This window comes from Nocardia sp. NPDC049526, assembly GCF_044465765.1.
Classification (GTDB): Bacteria; Actinomycetota; Actinomycetes; order Mycobacteriales; family Mycobacteriaceae; genus Nocardia.
This window is the reverse complement of record NZ_JBITMA010000001.1, coordinates 1-16705: the sequence shown is the minus strand read 5'-3', so window position 1 is coordinate 16705 and position 16705 is coordinate 1. Positions and strand designations below refer to the sequence as shown.

16 protein-coding genes are annotated in these 16705 nt (G+C 66.2%); 9 read left to right on the top strand and 7 right to left on the bottom strand.

Translation table 11 applies throughout. From position 1 onward, the window contains the following. Window positions 1-8 precede the first annotated feature (8 nt). The gene (locus ACIBW7_RS00080) at window positions 9-944 is read right to left on the bottom strand and encodes an NADP-dependent oxidoreductase (RefSeq protein WP_397042575.1); all 936 of its coding nucleotides are present in this window, start codon (window positions 942-944) and stop codon (window positions 9-11) included. Window positions 945-1178: 234 nt separating this feature from the next. On the opposite strand from ACIBW7_RS00080, the gene clpB reads away from it, so the two are divergent. The 7 genes from clpB (at window position 1179) to ACIBW7_RS00045 (ending at window position 9732) form a co-directional block, all read left to right on the top strand. After that, window positions 1179-3737, top strand: a complete 2559-nt coding sequence (gene clpB / locus ACIBW7_RS00075) for an ATP-dependent chaperone ClpB (RefSeq protein WP_397042573.1) — start codon at window positions 1179-1181, stop codon at window positions 3735-3737. A 448-nt stretch (window positions 3738-4185) separates the two neighbouring features. Continuing rightward, window positions 4186-5019 (top strand): DUF5666 domain-containing protein, encoded by an 834-nt coding sequence (locus ACIBW7_RS00070; protein WP_397042572.1) that lies wholly within the window; start codon window positions 4186-4188, stop codon window positions 5017-5019. Between the two features lie 56 nt (window positions 5020-5075). Next, window positions 5076-6209, top strand: coding sequence for a hypothetical protein (locus ACIBW7_RS00065; RefSeq protein WP_397042570.1), 1134 nt, complete (start codon window positions 5076-5078; stop codon window positions 6207-6209). A 61-nt stretch (window positions 6210-6270) separates the two neighbouring features. Continuing rightward, complete coding sequence (locus ACIBW7_RS00060; RefSeq protein ID WP_397042568.1) at window positions 6271-7104, top strand: SDR family NAD(P)-dependent oxidoreductase; 834 nt, start codon at window positions 6271-6273, stop codon at window positions 7102-7104. A 5-nt stretch (window positions 7105-7109) separates the two neighbouring features. Continuing rightward, entirely contained in the window at window positions 7110-7676 is a 567-nt protein-coding gene (gene pyrE / locus ACIBW7_RS00055; RefSeq protein ID WP_397042566.1) for an orotate phosphoribosyltransferase, read from the top strand. Between the two features lie 146 nt (window positions 7677-7822). After that, on the top strand, window positions 7823-8881 hold the full coding sequence (locus tag ACIBW7_RS00050) for a beta-ketoacyl-ACP synthase 3 (RefSeq protein ID WP_397042565.1): 1059 nt from the start codon (window positions 7823-7825) through the stop codon (window positions 8879-8881). A 185-nt stretch (window positions 8882-9066) separates the two neighbouring features. Further along, on the top strand, window positions 9067-9732 hold the full coding sequence (locus ACIBW7_RS00045; protein ID WP_397044080.1) for a lysoplasmalogenase: 666 nt from the start codon (window positions 9067-9069) through the stop codon (window positions 9730-9732). A gap of 60 nt (window positions 9733-9792) precedes the next feature. Here the strand turns inward: ACIBW7_RS00045 and ACIBW7_RS00040 are convergent, their stop codons facing one another. From ACIBW7_RS00040 to ACIBW7_RS00025, 4 genes are all read right to left on the bottom strand, one after another. Further along, on the bottom strand, window positions 9793-10245 hold the full coding sequence (locus tag ACIBW7_RS00040; RefSeq protein WP_040696927.1) for a DUF3592 domain-containing protein: 453 nt from the start codon (window positions 10243-10245) through the stop codon (window positions 9793-9795). Window positions 10246-10551: 306 nt separating this feature from the next. Beyond that, window positions 10552-11640 carry a glycoside hydrolase family 76 protein gene (locus ACIBW7_RS00035; RefSeq protein ID WP_397044078.1) on the bottom strand — a complete coding sequence of 363 codons (1089 nt, stop codon included), beginning with the start codon at window positions 11638-11640 and terminating at the stop codon, window positions 10552-10554. Between the two features lie 117 nt (window positions 11641-11757). Next, the gene (locus tag ACIBW7_RS00030; RefSeq protein ID WP_397042563.1) at window positions 11758-12438 is read right to left on the bottom strand and encodes a TrmH family RNA methyltransferase; all 681 of its coding nucleotides are present in this window, start codon (window positions 12436-12438) and stop codon (window positions 11758-11760) included. Between the two features lie 48 nt (window positions 12439-12486). Continuing rightward, window positions 12487-12825, bottom strand: a complete 339-nt coding sequence (locus ACIBW7_RS00025) for a hypothetical protein (RefSeq protein WP_040696923.1) — start codon at window positions 12823-12825, stop codon at window positions 12487-12489. Between the two features lie 95 nt (window positions 12826-12920). Between ACIBW7_RS00025 and ACIBW7_RS00020 the strand changes: the two genes are divergently transcribed. Beyond that, on the top strand, window positions 12921-14285 hold the full coding sequence (locus ACIBW7_RS00020; protein ID WP_397042560.1) for a sensor histidine kinase: 1365 nt from the start codon (window positions 12921-12923) through the stop codon (window positions 14283-14285). After that, complete coding sequence (locus ACIBW7_RS00015; RefSeq protein WP_397042558.1) at window positions 14282-14935, top strand: LuxR C-terminal-related transcriptional regulator; 654 nt, start codon at window positions 14282-14284, stop codon at window positions 14933-14935. Before ACIBW7_RS00020 ends, ACIBW7_RS00015 begins: the two co-directional genes overlap by 4 nt. A 48-nt stretch (window positions 14936-14983) precedes the next feature. Here ACIBW7_RS00015 and ACIBW7_RS00010 read toward each other — a convergent pair whose 3' ends face one another. Further along, entirely contained in the window at window positions 14984-15667 is a 684-nt protein-coding gene (locus ACIBW7_RS00010) for a DedA family protein (RefSeq protein ID WP_397044076.1), read from the bottom strand. Between the two features lie 19 nt (window positions 15668-15686). Then, window positions 15687-16343 (bottom strand): DedA family protein, encoded by a 657-nt coding sequence (locus tag ACIBW7_RS00005; protein ID WP_397044074.1) that lies wholly within the window; start codon window positions 16341-16343, stop codon window positions 15687-15689. Window positions 16344-16705 lie beyond the last annotated feature (362 nt).

Genomic DNA, 16705 nt, shown 5'->3' with positions numbered 1-16705 from the left:
GACTGGGCTCAGATGGCCAGCACGGTTTTGCCCCGCGCGCCCGGCGCGCCGATGACCGAAGGGCCCTGGTCCAGCGGGACGGTCGCGTCGATCGGCACGACCACATCGCCTGCGGCGACCCGATCGAGCAGGCGGGTCAGTTCCGGTCCGCGTCCGGAGGATTCGATATTGCCGCCTTTGATGCCGCGATCGCGCAGTGCGTCCGGATCGGCGGACCAGATGGTGGAGTAGACGGTGCCACCGTCGCGGACCAGCGCGGTCAGTTCGGCCAGCACCTCGGGTGGACTCACCAGATCGAACAGCGCGTCGACGCCGTCGGGATGCGCGGCCGCGACCTGTTCGGCGACCGGGCTCCGGGTGTAATCGATGGTCTCGGCCGCGCCGAGCCTGGTCATCTGATCGGCGACCGCTCCGCGCGCCGTCGCGATGACGTGCGCTCCGGCGATATTGGCCAGTTGCACCAGGAAGGAGCCGACGCCGCCGGTGGCGCCGATGATCAATACCTTCTGGTCCGGTTCGATCTTGGTGGCGTCCACCATGTCCTGCGCCGTGACGCCCGCGGTCGGCAGGGCGGCCGCCGCGACGGTCGGCACCCGGTCCGGGATCGGGACCAGGATGGCGTCCTCGGGCAGTACCGAGTACTCCGCGAAGCTGCCGTGGCCCGCGGGCGGGACCAGGAATTTGCCGACGACGCGGTCACCGACGCCGAATTTGGTGACGCCGGGGCCGACCGAGGCCACCGTGCCCGCACCGTCGACACCGAGGATCATCGGGAAATCGTGCGGCAGCTTGCCATCCAGAATGCCGCCGGCCATCTTCTGGTCGAAGGGGTTGACACCGGCCGCCTCGACCTGGATTCTCACCGCACCCGGGCCGGGTTCGGGGGTCGGCATTTCGGCCAGTTCGGGTGTTGCTCCGAAGCTTCGTACCACGATCGCGCGCATCCATCGCTCCTCGAGTCGGGCTGGATTTGATGCATCAACCAACGGCCAAGGCCATCGTAGGCATCGCGGTGCCGTAGACCCGGCGATTGATGCCATTCGGCAGTGTCGCGGCGTAGCGTTCGAACCGAGTCTTTTCGGGTGTCGAGCGGTCCGCTCGAGAAATAGAAGTTGAGTGGAACAGACTCAACCTTTCGGACGTTGGATAGTGCGAATCGACTAGTAGGAAGGTGACTTGTGGACTCGTTCAATCCCACCACCAAGACCCAGGCGGCCCTGACCGCCGCCCTGCAGGCCGCCTCGGCCGCGGGCAATCCGGAGATTCGTCCGGCGCACTTGCTGGTGGCGTTGCTGGATCAAACCGATGGCATCGCCGCCCCCTTGCTCAAGGCCGTCGCGGTGGATCCGGCGACCATTCGACGCGAGGCACAGGACATCGTGGACAAACTGCCGCGAGCGACCGGTGCGACCACCACGCCCCAACTCGGCCGCGAGGCGCTGGCCGCGATCACCGCCGCCCAGCGCCTGGCCACCGAACTCGGCGACGAATACGTCTCCACCGAACACGTCATGGTCGGCTTGGCCGAGGGCGATTCGGATGTGACCATGCTGCTGAAGAAGTACGGCGCGGCCCCCGAGGCGCTGCGCGAGGCATTCACCACCGTACGCGGCAGCGCGCGCGTCACCAGTGCCGATCCGGAGGGCAGTTACCAAGCGCTGGAGAAGTATTCGACCGATCTCACCGCGGCGGCCCGCGCGGGCAAGCTCGATCCGGTCATCGGGCGTGATACCGAAATCCGCCGTGTAGTACAGGTTTTGAGCCGTCGCACCAAGAACAACCCGGTGCTGATCGGTGAGCCGGGTGTCGGCAAGACCGCGATCGTCGAGGGCCTTGCCCAGCGCATCGTGGCCGGTGACGTGCCGGAATCGTTGCGCGGCAAGTCCGTCGTCTCGCTCGATCTGGGCGCGATGGTGGCCGGCGCGAAGTACCGCGGTGAATTCGAGGAGCGGCTCAAGGCCGTACTCGAAGAGATCAAAAGCAGTGCGGGACAGATCATCACGTTCATCGATGAGCTGCACACCATCGTCGGCGCGGGCGCGACCGGTGAATCGGCGATGGATGCGGGAAATATGATCAAGCCGATGCTCGCCCGCGGTGAGCTGCGCCTGGTCGGCGCCACCACGCTGGAGGAATACCGCAAGTTCATCGAGAAGGACGCCGCCCTGGAACGCCGCTTCCAGCAGGTGCTGGTCGGCGAGCCGTCGGTAGAGGACACCATCGGCATCCTGCGCGGCATCAAGGAGCGCTACGAGGTGCATCACGGTGTGCGCATCACCGACTCCGCGCTGGTCGCCGCCGCCACGCTCAGCGACCGCTACATCACCTCCCGGTTCCTACCGGATAAGGCGATCGACCTGGTCGACGAGTCGGCGTCGCGGCTGCGCATGGAGATCGACTCGCGCCCAGTGGAAATCGACGAGGTCGAGCGCGCGGTGCGCAGGCTGGAGATCGAAGAGGTCGCGCTGGAGAAGGAGACCGACGCGGCATCCAAGCAGCGCCTGGACAAGTTGCGCCAGGAACTCGCCGACGACCGCGAAAAGCTCAACCAGCTGATGACCCGCTGGCAGAACGAGAAGAGCGCCATCGACCAGGTCCGCGTCCTCAAGGAGGAATTGGAATCCCTGCGCGGTGAATCCGAACGCGCCGAGCGCGACGGTGATCTGGGCAAGGCCGCGGAACTGCGCTACGGGCGCATACCGGCGCTGGAGAAGCAGCTCGCCGAGGCCGAAAAGGCTTCCGCGACAGCCGCTGACGGCGAAGTGATGCTCAAAGAGGAGGTCGGCCCCGACGATATCGCCGAGGTGGTCTCGTCCTGGACCGGTATCCCGGTCGGCCGGATGATGGAGGGCGAAACCCAGAAGCTGCTGCGGATGGAGCAGGAGCTGGGCAAGCGTGTGGTCGGCCAGACCGAGGCGGTGCAGGCGGTTTCCGATGCGGTGCGGCGGGCGCGCGCCGGCGTCGCGGATCCGAACCGGCCGACGGGTTCGTTCATGTTCGTCGGCCCGACCGGCGTCGGTAAGACCGAGCTGGCAAAGGCGTTGGCGGACTTCCTGTTCGACGACGAACGCGCCATGGTCCGCATCGATATGAGCGAGTACAGCGAAAAGCACTCGGTCGCTCGGCTCGTCGGCGCCCCGCCCGGCTATGTCGGTTACGACCAGGGCGGTCAGCTGACCGAGGCGGTCCGGCGGCGGCCGTACACCGTGGTGCTCTTCGACGAGATCGAGAAGGCGCATCCGGATGTCTTCGACATCTTGCTCGCCGTACTCGACGAGGGTCGCCTGACCGACGGTCAGGGCCGCACGGTCGACTTCCGCAACACCATCCTCATCCTGACCTCGAATCTGGGTGCGGGTGGCGATCCGGAGTTCGTCATGAACGCGGTGCGCTCGGCCTTCAAACCGGAGTTCCTGAACCGACTCGACGATGTGGTGATGTTCCACGGCCTCGACGAGGAGCAGCTGGAATCCATCGTCGATATCCAGCTCGACCAGCTGCAGAAGCGGCTGTCGCAGCGCAGGCTGAAGCTGGACGTCAGCGATTCGGCGCGGTTCTGGCTCGCCGTGCGCGGCTACGACCCGGCCTACGGCGCCCGCCCGCTGCGCAGGCTGATCCAGCAGGCCATCGGCGACACGCTCGCCAAGGAGCTGCTCGCCGGTGAGGTCACCGACGGCGACACCGTCGCGGTCAATGTGACCCCGAATGGCGAGGGTCTCATCGTCGGCCGCCGTTGACCCCACGTGGCCCACGCATCGGCCCTTGCGGCCCGGCTTCGCGATAGAACCGCGGCCGGGTCGCCTCCGTGAGACTGCACCGCCCCGCCGGTCTCGCCCGGCGTAAGTCAAGCGCCGCACGATCCGCCCAATTGCCGACTACCGCGGAGCGAGTTTTGCGAGCGGCCCGTTCGCGGCCCGTCTCGCGTGCGGGTCGTCGAAGCGCATGCGACGCAGTGGTGAGTCTCGACGATCCGTCGCGTGTGCATCAGGCGCCGAACGACCCGCCATCGGCGACCCCAACGGAGCGAGTTTTGCGAGCGACCGTTCGCGGCCCGTCTCGCGTCCGAGTCGTCGAAGCGCATGCGACGAAGTCGCGAGTCTCGACGACTCGGACGCGAGACACAGGGGGCCGCGAACACGCCGCGCCGAAGGCGCGGCAAAACCAACAGAGCCTACCCTGGAGGCCATGAGTAGTCCCAACGATCCCTGGGCACAGCGACCGGAGGATGCGCCGACGGAACATATCGGTCCGTCGGGTGAGTCGGGATTTCAGCCTTCGTCGCATACGACGGAATACACCGGGGCGTACGGCCACGGCGATGCGACCTCGGTCTATCCGTCGACCGAACAATACGAGCCGTGGGGGCCGCCGCCGGTCAATGCCACCAAGGAGTTCCCGCCGTACGACAGCCAGGTCCAATGGGGCGGGCAGGAAAGCGGCGCGTGGCAGGAGCCGACCCAGGTCGGTGCATACGGCCAGCCGGGCGCGCAGTATCCACCCGGGCCGCCGGGTGGATACTTACCCCCGGATCAGCAACCGCCGCGTAAGCGGAATACCGGCCTGTGGATCGCCCTCGGACTCGGGTTGATCCTGCTGATCGGCGCGGTCGGCGTGCTCGGGGGTGTGCTGATGGGCGGCGAGGACAGCTCGTCGAGTTCCGCCGCGAGTACCTCGGCCTTCCCGACCGCGGGCCGATCCACCGGCACCGCGCCCTCGGGTGGTCCGTCGTCCACCCAGGTCCTGCCGAGCATTCCGGGACTCGGCGGCATCGATAACGTCGGCGCGACCATGGGCACCATCTCCGCGAATGCCGGTGGCCAATTGACCCTCGACACCCTCGGCGGATCCGCCGTGACGGTGCGCACTACCGATAAGACCCAGGTGATCTCCTTGACCGGGTCCAAAGCATCCGATCTTCCGGTCGGCGACATGGTTGTGGTGCAGGGCGATAAGGCCGCGGACGGTTCGATCGACGCGAAGATCATCATCAGTACCGCATTGCCCGGAGGCACGCGGTGAAATATCAGCGGGCAGTGATGCGCAATAGCCCTGTCGGCTCTATAGGGTAGGCGACGATGACGGCAATGTGGTTCGGGTTGGCGGCGATCGCGCTCGTTGGTGCGATCGTGCTGCTGTATTTCGATCGGGTCCAGCGACAGCGGACCGGTCATGCGCGCCAGGTATGGGCGAAGGCCCAGGGTTATACGTATGTGTCGGTGGAACCGGCGCTTGCGTCCACCTGGCGCCGCGGTGCGTTGGCCAAGCTCGGCTACCTGTCCGCGGTGGATGTGGTGTCGGGCATCCGCAAGGGCGAGAAATTCGTCCTCTTCGATCTGGAAGACGCGGCGACGCTGGTCGCGGTGCGCAGGCAGATCGGCTCCGATATCGATGTGGATATGCGGCTCAAGACCGCGTCCCCGCCGAAGGATGCCGATCTGGAACTACTCGGTGCGATCGGCGATCGGGTGGTTTTCGCGACCAATCCGGAGATCGCCAGGCACGCCGTCGATCAGCGCATGGTCGCCTTCATCGAATCGCTGCCCGATAGCGTGCAGATGCTGTGGAGTGAGGGCAACTGGACCCTCGGCATGCTGAATGTCGGGACGGTGGCCAAGGATTGGGAGGCTGCCATCGATGCGGTGCTTCGCCTGTCCGGTCTGCTGCATGTGCTGCCGCCGGTGAGTGATGTGCGCGGGGTGGATTCCGGTGGTCACGATCCGGGACGGCCGCATCCGCGCAAGCGTGCGGATGAGCGGGAAGAGGCGGACAGTCCGGTGGCCGCGCGGGTCGCGTCGGCGGATTTGCGCAAGGGCGAGGATTTCGACGACGACTACGAGGCCTCCGGCTACGACGAATCGTCTTATGACGAAGACGATTTCGACCGGCCGAAGTACCGCGAGTACTCCGACGACGACTATTACGACGACCAACCGGCCGCCGAACCGGTGACCCCGGAGCCGCCGCGCCGACCCAGTCTCGCCGTCGTCCCGGACTCCCGCTCGCGGGCCCGCGACGAGCGCTGGGCGGCGGAACCGGAGGACGACTGGTCGCCGGAGGACCGTGCCGCCCAGCGCAAACCCGCGAAGCCCGAGCCCGTCCGGTCCGAGCCGGATGCGGACGATTGGCCGTCGGCCGAGCGCGCACCGGAACAGCCCGGCGGTCCGTTCCACCCGGGATTCCGCCCGTATCAGGGACCCGTACCGCAGTGAGCGGGCATGACGCCCTGCCGACACCGATTGTGCAAACGATGCAGGATCGCGGAGCGATTCCATGAGGGGTGGTGGCCGGGAGACGGGTGGGCCCGACAGTCCTGTGCGCCTGCCCGGTGCCACCCGCCCCGTCGCGCTGATCACCGGACCGACGTCCGGTATCGGGCACGGATTCGCCGTGCGCTTGGCCACACTCGGCTATGACCTGGTGCTCGTCGCCCGCGACACGGACCGGCTGAACGCACTCGCCGCGGAATTCGAGCGGAAATTCGCGACCCGTTCGGAGGTGCTCGTCGCGGATCTGGCCCAGGCCGACGATCGGGATCGGGTGCTGGCCCGCGCCGCCGACGGCATCGAATTCCTGGTCAACAATGCCGGATTCGGTCAGTCGGGGGAGTTCTGGACGCAGTCGCCCGCCGATGTCCAAGCCCAACTCGATGTCAATGTCACCGCGGTGGTGCAGCTCACCAGGGCCGCGCTGCCGTCGATGATCGCGGCCGCGAAGGGTTCCATCGTCAATGTGGCCAGCGTCGCGGGTCTGATCCCAGGACGCGGCTCGACCTATTCGGCTTCCAAGGCCTACGTCGTATCCTTCACGGAAGGGCTGGCGGGTGGACTGGCTGGAACGGGAGTCCGGGTCCAGGCCCTGTGCCCCGGATTCGTGCACACCGAATTCCACGAGCGGGCCGGTATCGAGATGTCCTCGCTGCCGAAAATGCTGTGGCTGAGCGTCGACCAGGTGGTCGCCGGTTCGCTACGTGATCTGGAGAAGGACCGGGTGCTCAGCGTGCCCGGTGTGCAGTACAAAGTGCTCACCACCGCCGCCGGGATGATCCCGCGAGCCCTGGCGGCCCGACTGAATCGCGGCATGTTCAACGCACGCGGAAGGACTTGACAGACATGATCGACCAGGCGAACAAGGCCACCGTTTCGACCGACGACCGAGATAGATTGGCCGCACTCGTGCGCGATCTCGCCGTCGTGCACGGCCGCGTCACGCTGTCCTCGGGCAAGGAGGCCGACTATTACGTCGACCTGCGCCGCGCCACCCTGCACCACGGTGCCGGACCGCTGATCGGCAAGCTGCTGCGCGAACTCGTGGCGGACTGGGATTTCGAGGCCGTCGGCGGGCTCACCATGGGGGCGGATCCGGTCGCGCTGGCCGTCATGCACGCACCCGGCCGTCCGATCGACGCCTTCGTGGTGCGTAAAGCCGCCAAGACTCACGGCATGCAGCGCCAGATCGAGGGCCCGGACATCGTCGGCAAGCGGGTGCTCGTCGTCGAGGACACCACGACCACCGGAAATTCGCCGCTGACCGCCGTGCGCGCACTGCGCGAGGCCGGTGCGACCGTCGTCGGCGTCGCGACAGTGGTCGACCGGGAGACCGGTGCCGATCAGGTGATCGCCGCCGAGGGCCTGGAATACCGGTCTATCCTTGGATTGAAGGATCTGGCCCTCGGTTAAGCTGCGAATGCGGTCCTGGGTCGCAATCGCTGGTGGTCGGCGCTTCGCCTTGCGCTGAAACGCCGACAGCGGTGCGACCCGATACAAGGACGTATACGTCGAGCGCATCGCGGCGTTCGAGACAGTGAAGGGTCGTGGAGTTACCTGTGGTGAGCATTGCAGTCAATAAGAGCCGTGCGAACGTCGCGATGCTCGGCATCGGTGCTTACCGTCCGAAACGCCTGGTCAGCAATGAAGAGGTGTGCGAGGTCCTCGACTCGACCCCGGAGTGGATCTATGAGCGCACCGGTGTGCGCAACCGTCGGTGGATCAGCGGTGACGAAACGCTGCAGTCGATTTCGGCGGCCGCCGGTGAGCGGGCGATCATCAACAGTGGCATCGACCGGTCCAAGATCGGCGCGCTGATCCTGGCCACCTCGAGCTGGTTGACGCTGACCCCGCACGGCGCCCCCAAGGTCGCCAATGACCTGGGAATGAACGGGATCGCGGCCTTCGATCTGACCTCCGGCTGCGGCGGTTTCGGCTACGGCCTCGGCGTCGCCGCCGACCTGATTCGTTCCGGATCGGCCGAATATGTGCTGCTCATCGGTGCCGAGACGATGACGGTCGGACTCGATCCGACCGATCGCGGCACCGCCATGATCTTCGGCGACGGTGCGGGCGCGGTGGTGGTCGGCCCGAGCGAGGAGAACGGCATCTCCCCGACGGTGTGGGGCAGCGACGGCGAGAATGCCTCGGCGATCGAGCAGGACGTCAACTTCCTCGAATACATGGAGAAGGCACAGCGGCTGCAGGGCACCGATCCGGCCGTCGAGCCCATCGGCCGGATGTCGCTGCGGATGGAGGGGCCGCGGGTATTCCGTTGGGCGGCGGTCACTTTGCCGCGCGCACTGGCCTCGGCGCTCGAGGTCTCCGGTGTCTCCAAGGACGATATCGAGGTCTTCATTCCGCATCAGGCCAATGCCCGCATCAACGAGTTGATGAAGAAGAACCTCGGGCTGGCCGATGACATCCCGGTGGCCAATGACATCGAGAACACCGGCAATACCTCCGCCGCCTCCATCCCGTTGGCGATGGAGGAAATGTTGGTTACCGGTAAGGCCAAGGGCGGCCAGGTGGCGCTGCTGCTCGGTTTCGGTGCGGGTCTGAGTTATGCGGGCCAGGTTGCCACGCTGCCGCCTGCTCCGAAAGAGCCGAGCTTTTGACGGTGTCCGATTTGCGTCGCTCCGGGCGCCCTGCGTGGTTACACCCCGCTGCCGCCTCCGGGCCTGTCGCTCGCGCCGCAGTGTGGTTACGCAAGCTGATCGTTTCGAGCGACCTGCAGGCAGTCGCTACGGCTACGCCTCCGGGACCGTCGCTCACGCCGCGGCGTCCGTTCCGAGCCGCATTTCTGGCGGCAGCGGCGGCGACCGTGTACGGCGCGGTGACCGGCCGTGCGAAGGTGCAGTGGGTGGCGAAGCCACTGCTGATGCCGCTGTTGGCGGCGGATGTGGCGACCGATCAGGCGGTGTTGGAGCCGGTTGATCGGACGGTTCTGCTGGGTTCCCTCGGTGCCGCGACCATCGGTGATGTGCTGCTGATCGAGCCGGACAATGATCGGCGGCTGATCGCGGGAGCGTCCTCGTTCGCGGTGATGCAGACCGGATATTCGGTGCTGTGGTGGCGGCGCGGTGGGCGACCGCGTCCGGAGATCGCCGTGCCGCGGGTGCTGGCCTGGCTCGGTGCCGCGCTGCTGATGCGGGTCAAGGCGCCGACCGTCGCGGCTGCGCTGACGGCCTACGGTGCGACGCTGGGCAGTGCCGCGGTGCTCGCCTCCGATCCCGGATTGGCTCCCGGCGCGAAAAATATTGCCGGACTGAATATTCCGAGCATCGATCCGCGCACTCGGCTCGGCCTGGGTGCATTGCTGTTCACTGTTTCCGATGGGTTGATCGTGCTGCGGCGGCTGTTCGCGCGCAGTGAGCGCTCCCGGCGGGTCACCGAGGGTGTCGTCCTGGCTACCTACGCGGCCGCGCAATATCTGCTCGCGGACCCCCGAGCGCACGCACGGGACTGACCTCGCGCCCGTCGATTCGGCGAAATGCGGGATCAGCCCGTGTCGGCCGGTGATCGAAAGCTATTGCCCCAGAACGAGAATGATCCGATCGCGGTTTTGCGGATCGACCCGGATGGAGATGGTCTCGCCGACCGCGAGCCGCGGCTTATCCGCCGGGGTGACATCGAAAACGATGGTGCCACGGTAGCTTTCGGATCCCGGCACCACGAGCTCCAGATCGAATTCGGTCAGTTCGGTGTGATGATCGGTGCGCTGTAGCGTATGCGCGCCCTCGATGGTCGCCCACCCCTCCAGCCCGTGCCGCCACAGCTGCCGATCCGCGCGCGATGGCCGAGCCGCCAATAGCATTCCGACACCCACGCATGATCCGAACAGCCCGACCAGCGCGACGATCTGAAATGGCTCGGTCCCCGGCGGCGTATGTGGTAGTAGCCAGCCCAGCCAGAATCCGAGCACGATCAAATACCCGGTGGTCACCCCGAGCACTGTGCGGAGAACGCGTGCGTGATCCATGCCAGCCTCCACCCGACTGCCCTGCACCTCCAGAATAGGACCGCCCACCGCACTGTGAACCCGCCTTGACCACAACCGTGACCTGCCCGTCCGCACCGCGTCAGAACAGCCCATCCCGCACGATGGGCAACCGAATGGTTCCGCGAGCCCGGAATGCTTCTCGGTTGGTTCGGTCTCCACTCGCAGTCTTGTGCGCGGCGGTGCTGTCGAACCATACGGTTGTGCCGAACACCCGGTACTGCCGCTGATCAATTGTCTGGCAATGCTTTTGATCATCTGATCAATACGGCAGGGCCACGCTGACGCCTACAGCCCGGCGGCGCTGACCTGGTAGGCCGCTTCCATCAGCAGCCAGCCCGACAGTTGCACCGACATATCGCGTTCAGGTACGCGCGACGAGGTCACCGAACCGCCCGCGGTGAAGTATCCGGCACCGGACCGGCCGCCGGGTAACTGGGCGGGTTTGCTCCAGTCGTGCCCGAACAGCGGCTCGCCCTCGACATCGAGCCGGTTCGCCCAGGCGGCCGCGGCACTGGCACACACAATGGCAGCCGCGGTCCGGCGATCGGCCACGTGTTCGCGCTCGTCGCCGGGCAGCATCAGCGCGACCACCGCGAGATAGCGGGCCAGGATTCCGTTGAACAGGCCGCCGTCGCCGCCACCGCCGCCATTGATCACCCCATTGGTGGTCATCTGCTCTTCGACCGCGGTGAGCAGCCGGTGCACCCGTTCGCTGTGGCGCGGCTCGCCGGTGTGCACCGCGAGTTCGGCTTCCAGGCCGAGCACCACGCCCTGGCAGTAGGTGAAGGTCGGGCTCTCGATCTCGCCGGAGGGCAGGTGGATGCCGTCCAGGATCAGGCCGGATTCCTTGTCGCACAACGTCGCATCGATCCAGTCGGCCATTTCCTGCGCGCGGACGTGGCGGCCGAGGCGCAGCAGCGCGATCGCGGCCGGTCCGTTGGCAGGGGCATTGAAATAGTCCGCGCCGACCCGCCACGGCACACCGCCGCCGCGCGCCGGATCCCAGGCGCCGTACAGCTCCTTCTCGAGTGCGATCAGACCGCCGCGCGCCTCGGTGATGCCCTGGGTTCGCTCGGCACGCTCCAAAGCGATTGCCAGCCAGGCCATATCGTCGTAGTAGTTATTGGTCCAGCCGGTGATATTGCGCAGCCGATGTGCTCGCGCGATCGCGGCGATGCGCTTGCGTCGCGTCGGCGTCGGCACCCGGTTGGCGGCATCGACCGCGCAGTCGATCAGATGCGCCTGCCACCAGTAGTGCCAGGATGCGAAGGCCCGCTCACGACGGGTCGCCGGCCAACCGACGACACCCAATTCGGTTCCCGGCACGGCCCATAGCGCGCGTAGGTGCCGAGAGACGATCGCGGATTCGGCCATATCTGCGCGCTCGGACCACAGCGCGGGCGTGGGGGCAGCATCGCGCCCGGTTTCCGGGCTCCGCGAGGTCATGGGTCAATGGTGCCAGCTTCGAGCCGATTAATACCGATCTTTTCGTTACCAAGCTGACGTCAAATCGGCATGTTGCCGGATCCATGCGTGCATTGCGATGCCGGCCGCGACTCCGGCATTGATACTGCGGGTCGAACCGAACTGCGCGATCGAAACCGTCAGTGCGGCCGCACCCTTGGCATGTTCGGTGACACCTGGCCCTTCCTGCCCGAACAGCAGCAGGCAGCGGCGCGGCAACTCGACGGTTTCCAGCGGAACCGAGCCGGGCACATTGTCCACGGCGACCACGGTCAGGTTTTCCCGCTCGGCGAAGGCGAGTAGCTCGCCGATATCGGTGTGATGTTCGATGTGCTGGTAGCGGTCGGTGACCATGGCGCCGCGGCGATTCCAGCGTCGCCTGCCGACGATGTGCACGGCGGCCGCGGCGAAGGCGTTGGCGGTGCGCACCACGGTGCCGATATTCGCATCGTGGCCGAAGTTCTCGATGGCGACGTGGAACGGATGCCTGCGGCGGTCGATATCGGCGATGATCGCCTCGCGCTTCCAGTAGCGGTAGGCATCGACGACATTGCGGCGGTCACCGCCGGCAAGCAGTTCCGGATCGTAGTGGGGATCCTCCGGCGGGGCTTCCCCGTGCTCCTGCGCCCATGGCCCGACGCCGTGCGGGTGCTCGCCCCATTCGGTGGGGCCTGGCTGCTCGGCCGTATCCGGCGTGGGGTGGTTCACCCCGACGATGCTAATTCCGGCCGCCCCGCCACCTATGGGTGGCCGGATTCAGTACGTCGAGGACGAGGAGCCAAGGACGCCGACAGCGGCGAGAACCACCATGAGGATGATGAACAGAATGGTCAGGATCAGCAGTATCGAGGCGATCATGCCGCAGATATATCCGGCCTGGACGCTGCCGCGACCACCGATGGCGCCACCGGACGCGTCGATCTCGTTGAGCGCCTTCTTCCCCATCACCCACGCGACCGGGCCGAGGAACTGGCACAGCAGCAGGCCGAGAATGCCGAGGATCATGATCGTGATTGCCTGTGGATGATCCTGCGGCGGGCCATAGGCCGGGTAGCCATACGGCGAACCGTACTGCGGTGGCGGCGGATAGTTCATGCGCAGGATGGTAGTTGGTGGTGTGGCTGGCCACACCTCGGATTCGGCGGTCAGCTCGATCGAATGCCGCCGTGCCCGCGACAACCATGGAGCCCATGACCGAGACACAAACCCTCGTGCTCGACGCGCCCACCGGCAAGACCGGTCCGGACGCGCGAGAGGTGCTGCGCGCGGTGCTGCGCGCGCCGATCCAGGCCCGGACCTGGAAGCAACTCGTCTACGTATTCACGGTTTTCGCGATCGGCTTGCTTGCTGTCTGCTATCTGTTCTTCGGTTTCGGCGGCGGTTTGTACGCCTCGATCTTCCTCATCGGTATCCCGATCCTGGCGCTGGTGATTCTGGGCGCGCGGCTCTGGGCGAAGGTGTATCGCGCGCTGGCCAGGGATCTGCTGGATACGCCGGTGGACGCGCCGCCGCCACATGTTTCGCAGCCGGGCTTTTTCGGATTTCTGAAGAGCGCGTTCACCGATCGCGCGAGTTGGCGGGCCATTCTGTTCCTGTTCGCGCAGGCCGTACTCGGTGTGGTCGGCGGTTATCTCGTGCTGATCGTGGTGGCCGTAACGGTATTCACCGCGCTCTCGCCCATCCCGTGGGTGCTGTTCAACCCGATGAATATCGACGACAACGGCGTCGAGCACCATTCGCTGGCCCAGTTCGGATCCTTCTATATCGACACTTGGCCAAGGGTCTTGCTGATGTCAGCGGTCGGCATCATCTGCTGCTTCGCACTGCCGTGGCTGCTGCGCGCGGTGTGCTGGGTGCACGGACTGCTCACCATCGCCTTGCTGTCGGCGACCGCACGGGACCGGCAATTGGTCGAGTTGCGTGCCAGTCGGCGTGCGGCGGTCGAGGATTCGGCGGCGACGCTGCGTCGGGTGGAGCGCGATCTGCACGATGGCACGCAAGCGCGCTTGGTCACCATCGCGATGGCCTTGGGCCGGGCCGAGGAGCGGATATCCCTCGGCGGTGACGCTCGCGACCTGATCGCCGACGCACACGCCAATGCCAAGGAGGCGCTGACCGAACTGCGCGAACTGGTACGCGGAATCCACCCGCCCGCACTCGAGTTGGGGCTCGAGCCGGCACTGGAAACACTGGCTTCGCGGTGTGCCGTTCCGGTGGAGCTGCGAGTCCATCTGCCGCAGCGGCCGAATCCCGCGATCGAGGCGATCGCGTACTTCTCGGTCGCCGAACTGCTCACCAATGTGGTCAAACATGCCGGCGCATCGAGTGCGTGGGTGTCGGTTGTGCCAACCGATGCGCACACCATCGCGGTCTCCGTGCGCGACAACGGAATCGGTGGTGTACTGCAGCCGATGGACGGAGAACACGTGGCGGGCAGCGGACTTTCCGGACTGGCAGCGCGGGCGCGTGCGGTGGACGGCACGCTGACGGTGCAGAGTCCGGCCGGCGGGCCGACCGTGGTGACCATCCTGCTGCCGACGGCCGGGCCACGATGAGCACGCCGTTGCGGGTGGTCATCGCCGAGGACAATGCGATCCTGCGCGACGGGCTGGCCGGGCTGCTGACCGAGCGTGGCCACGAGGTGGTCGCCATCGTCGGCGATGCCACCACCTTGAGCGATGTGGTCGGCACCTACAACCCCGACGTGGCCGTGGTGGATGTGCGGATGCCGCCGACATTCACCGACGAGGGGCTGCTCGCGGCAATCGAGTTACGCCGCAAATATCCGCTCACCGGCGTGCTGGTGTTCTCGCAGTGGATCGAAACCCGCTATGCGACCGAACTTCTCGCCGGCGGCGCGAACGGCGTCGGCTATCTGCTCAAGGATCGGGTGGCCGACGTCCGCGACTTCGTCGACGCCCTGGACCGCGTCGCCACCGGCGGCACCGCACTCGACCCGGAGGTGGTGAGTCAGTTGATGGGTGCCGCACGCCAACAGGATTCACTCGCCCGGCTCACACCCCGTGAGCGTGAGGTCCTCGAACTGATGGCACAGGGACTGTCGAACAATGCGATCGCAACCGCACTCACAGTGACCGAGCGCGCGGTCGAAAAGCACATCGGCAACATCTTCACCAAATTGGATCTGCCACCCTCCGACACCCACCACCGCCGAGTCCTCGCAGTCCTGCGCCTGAAGGGCTGATCCGGCTCATCCAGCACTGGTACGTGGACAGTTGCGCCGGTCAGCGGGTCATAGCGAGGCTGTTTTCGTGTCGTCGCCGGCGGTTTCGAAATCGAAATCCTCGGCGGGTTTGGCGATTTCCTGGCGGTAGTGGCGGATGCCGACGGCGGTTCCGATGATCAGCCCGATTACCAGGGTGCCGATGACACCTGGCATCAGCCACGGCACCCGGTCCAGGAAACTGCCCGCGTAGTAGCCGATGAGCAGCAGCACCGGCGCCCAGATAATGGCGCCGACCGTACTGGCGACGGTGTATTTGCGGTGGTCCATCCGCGCCGCGCCCGCGACCATCGGGCACAGCGTGCGCACCCACGGGATCCAGCGCGAAATGAGTACCGCGAGGAAACCGTGCCGCTGCAGCAGTTCGGTGACCCGCTGCAGGTTGCGGGTGTTGATGTAGCGGCCGTTCTTCCTGGCCACCAGATGATGGCCGGTGCGATGCCCGATGACGTAGCCGACCTGGTTGCCCGCGATGGCCGCGATCATCGCGCCGATGGACAACGCCCAGACATGGGCTTCGCCCGCGGCGTTGGAAGCCATCACGATGCCCGCGGTGATGAGCATCGAGTCCCCTGGCAGGAACAACCCGATGATCAACGCGCACTCGAGGAAGACGAAGGTCAGCACCACCGTCCAGACGAGCGCGGGCCCCGCCGAGGTCAGCGGATCGAAACTGCCCACTGCTAGGGGCAACTGCGCCGTGGACACCGGCTCAGTGGGTCGGCTCGTTCGTCGAGGCGGTCAGCGCGGCGTCGTGCTGAGCGGCCTCGTCCGCACCGCGGTTGAGCACCTTCTTGGCCACCGCGATGATGCCGGGCAGGATCGAGATAAGGACGATGAGCAGGAAGATCGGCTCGATGTTCTTGCGAATGAATTCGATATTGCCGAGGAAGTAGCCGAGCACCGTGACACCGCCGCCCCACAGGATGGCGCCGAAGATGTCGAAGGTGACGAACTTGCGGTAGTCCATCTTGGACACACCGGCCAGCACCGGCATGAACGTGCGCACGATCGGCACGAATCGGGCCAGGATGATCGTCTTCGGCCCGTGCTTTTCGAAGAAGGCATGCGTCTGGGTGACGTAATGCTTCTTGAACAACCGGGTGTCTTCCTTGTGGAACAGTGCGGGCCCGATGGCCCGGCCGATCCAATAGGCGCATTGATCACCGGCGAAGGCGGTCACCATGACGGCGGGCAACAGCAGCCAGATCGATACCGGCGGATTGTCCGTAGCGGACAGCAGGCCGCCGGTGAACAGCAGCGAATCGCCCGGGAGGATCGGGAAGAGCAGACCGGTCTCGATGAAGACGATCACCAGGATCGCCGGGAGTACCGCGTTCTTGAGCCACGTCTCCGTAAGCAGGTGCATCGGGTCCAGCAACTGGGTCAATGCGACGTTGCTCGTCACCGATTCTGTCGCTGCCAGCAGAATCACGCGGCCTCCTGTCCCGGGTACGGCTGGCTTACATTGCTTGCCACCGCATCGGAAGCTGCCAGCGCAATTACGCGGCCAACAGTACCTGTGTTTGATTTGCCGCGCCTGCGGCACGGCGTGTTCGCGGCTCTGTCTTCGGCAGCGCCTCCGGCGCTGCGTGTTCGCGGCCCCCTGGTGTCTCGCGTCCGAGCCGTCGAGACTCGCGACTTCGTCGCATGCGCTTCGACGACTCGGACGCGAGACGGGCCGCGAACTCCTCGCTCGTAAGACTCGCGCCGTCGTGGGCCGCCTGAGCA

Coding starts and splice junctions, on each gene's coding strand:
- ACIBW7_RS00015 (WP_397042558.1), top strand. CDS start 14,282: ATGAGCACGCCGTTGCGGGTGGTCATCGCCGAGGACAATGCGATCCTG.
- pyrE (WP_397042566.1), top strand. CDS start 7,110: ATGATCGACCAGGCGAACAAGGCCACCGTTTCGACCGACGACCGAGAT.
- ACIBW7_RS00020 (WP_397042560.1), top strand. CDS start 12,921: ATGACCGAGACACAAACCCTCGTGCTCGACGCGCCCACCGGCAAGACC.
- ACIBW7_RS00005 (WP_397044074.1), bottom strand. CDS start 16,343: ATGCACCTGCTTACGGAGACGTGGCTCAAGAACGCGGTACTCCCGGCG.
- ACIBW7_RS00025 (WP_040696923.1), bottom strand. CDS start 12,825: ATGAACTATCCGCCGCCACCGCAGTACGGTTCGCCGTATGGCTACCCG.
- ACIBW7_RS00065 (WP_397042570.1), top strand. CDS start 5,076: ATGACGGCAATGTGGTTCGGGTTGGCGGCGATCGCGCTCGTTGGTGCG.
- ACIBW7_RS00070 (WP_397042572.1), top strand. CDS start 4,186: ATGAGTAGTCCCAACGATCCCTGGGCACAGCGACCGGAGGATGCGCCG.
- ACIBW7_RS00035 (WP_397044078.1), bottom strand. CDS start 11,640: ATGGCCGAATCCGCGATCGTCTCTCGGCACCTACGCGCGCTATGGGCC.
- ACIBW7_RS00080 (WP_397042575.1), bottom strand. CDS start 944: ATGCGCGCGATCGTGGTACGAAGCTTCGGAGCAACACCCGAACTGGCC.
- ACIBW7_RS00040 (WP_040696927.1), bottom strand. CDS start 10,245: ATGGATCACGCACGCGTTCTCCGCACAGTGCTCGGGGTGACCACCGGG.
- ACIBW7_RS00060 (WP_397042568.1), top strand. CDS start 6,271: ATGAGGGGTGGTGGCCGGGAGACGGGTGGGCCCGACAGTCCTGTGCGC.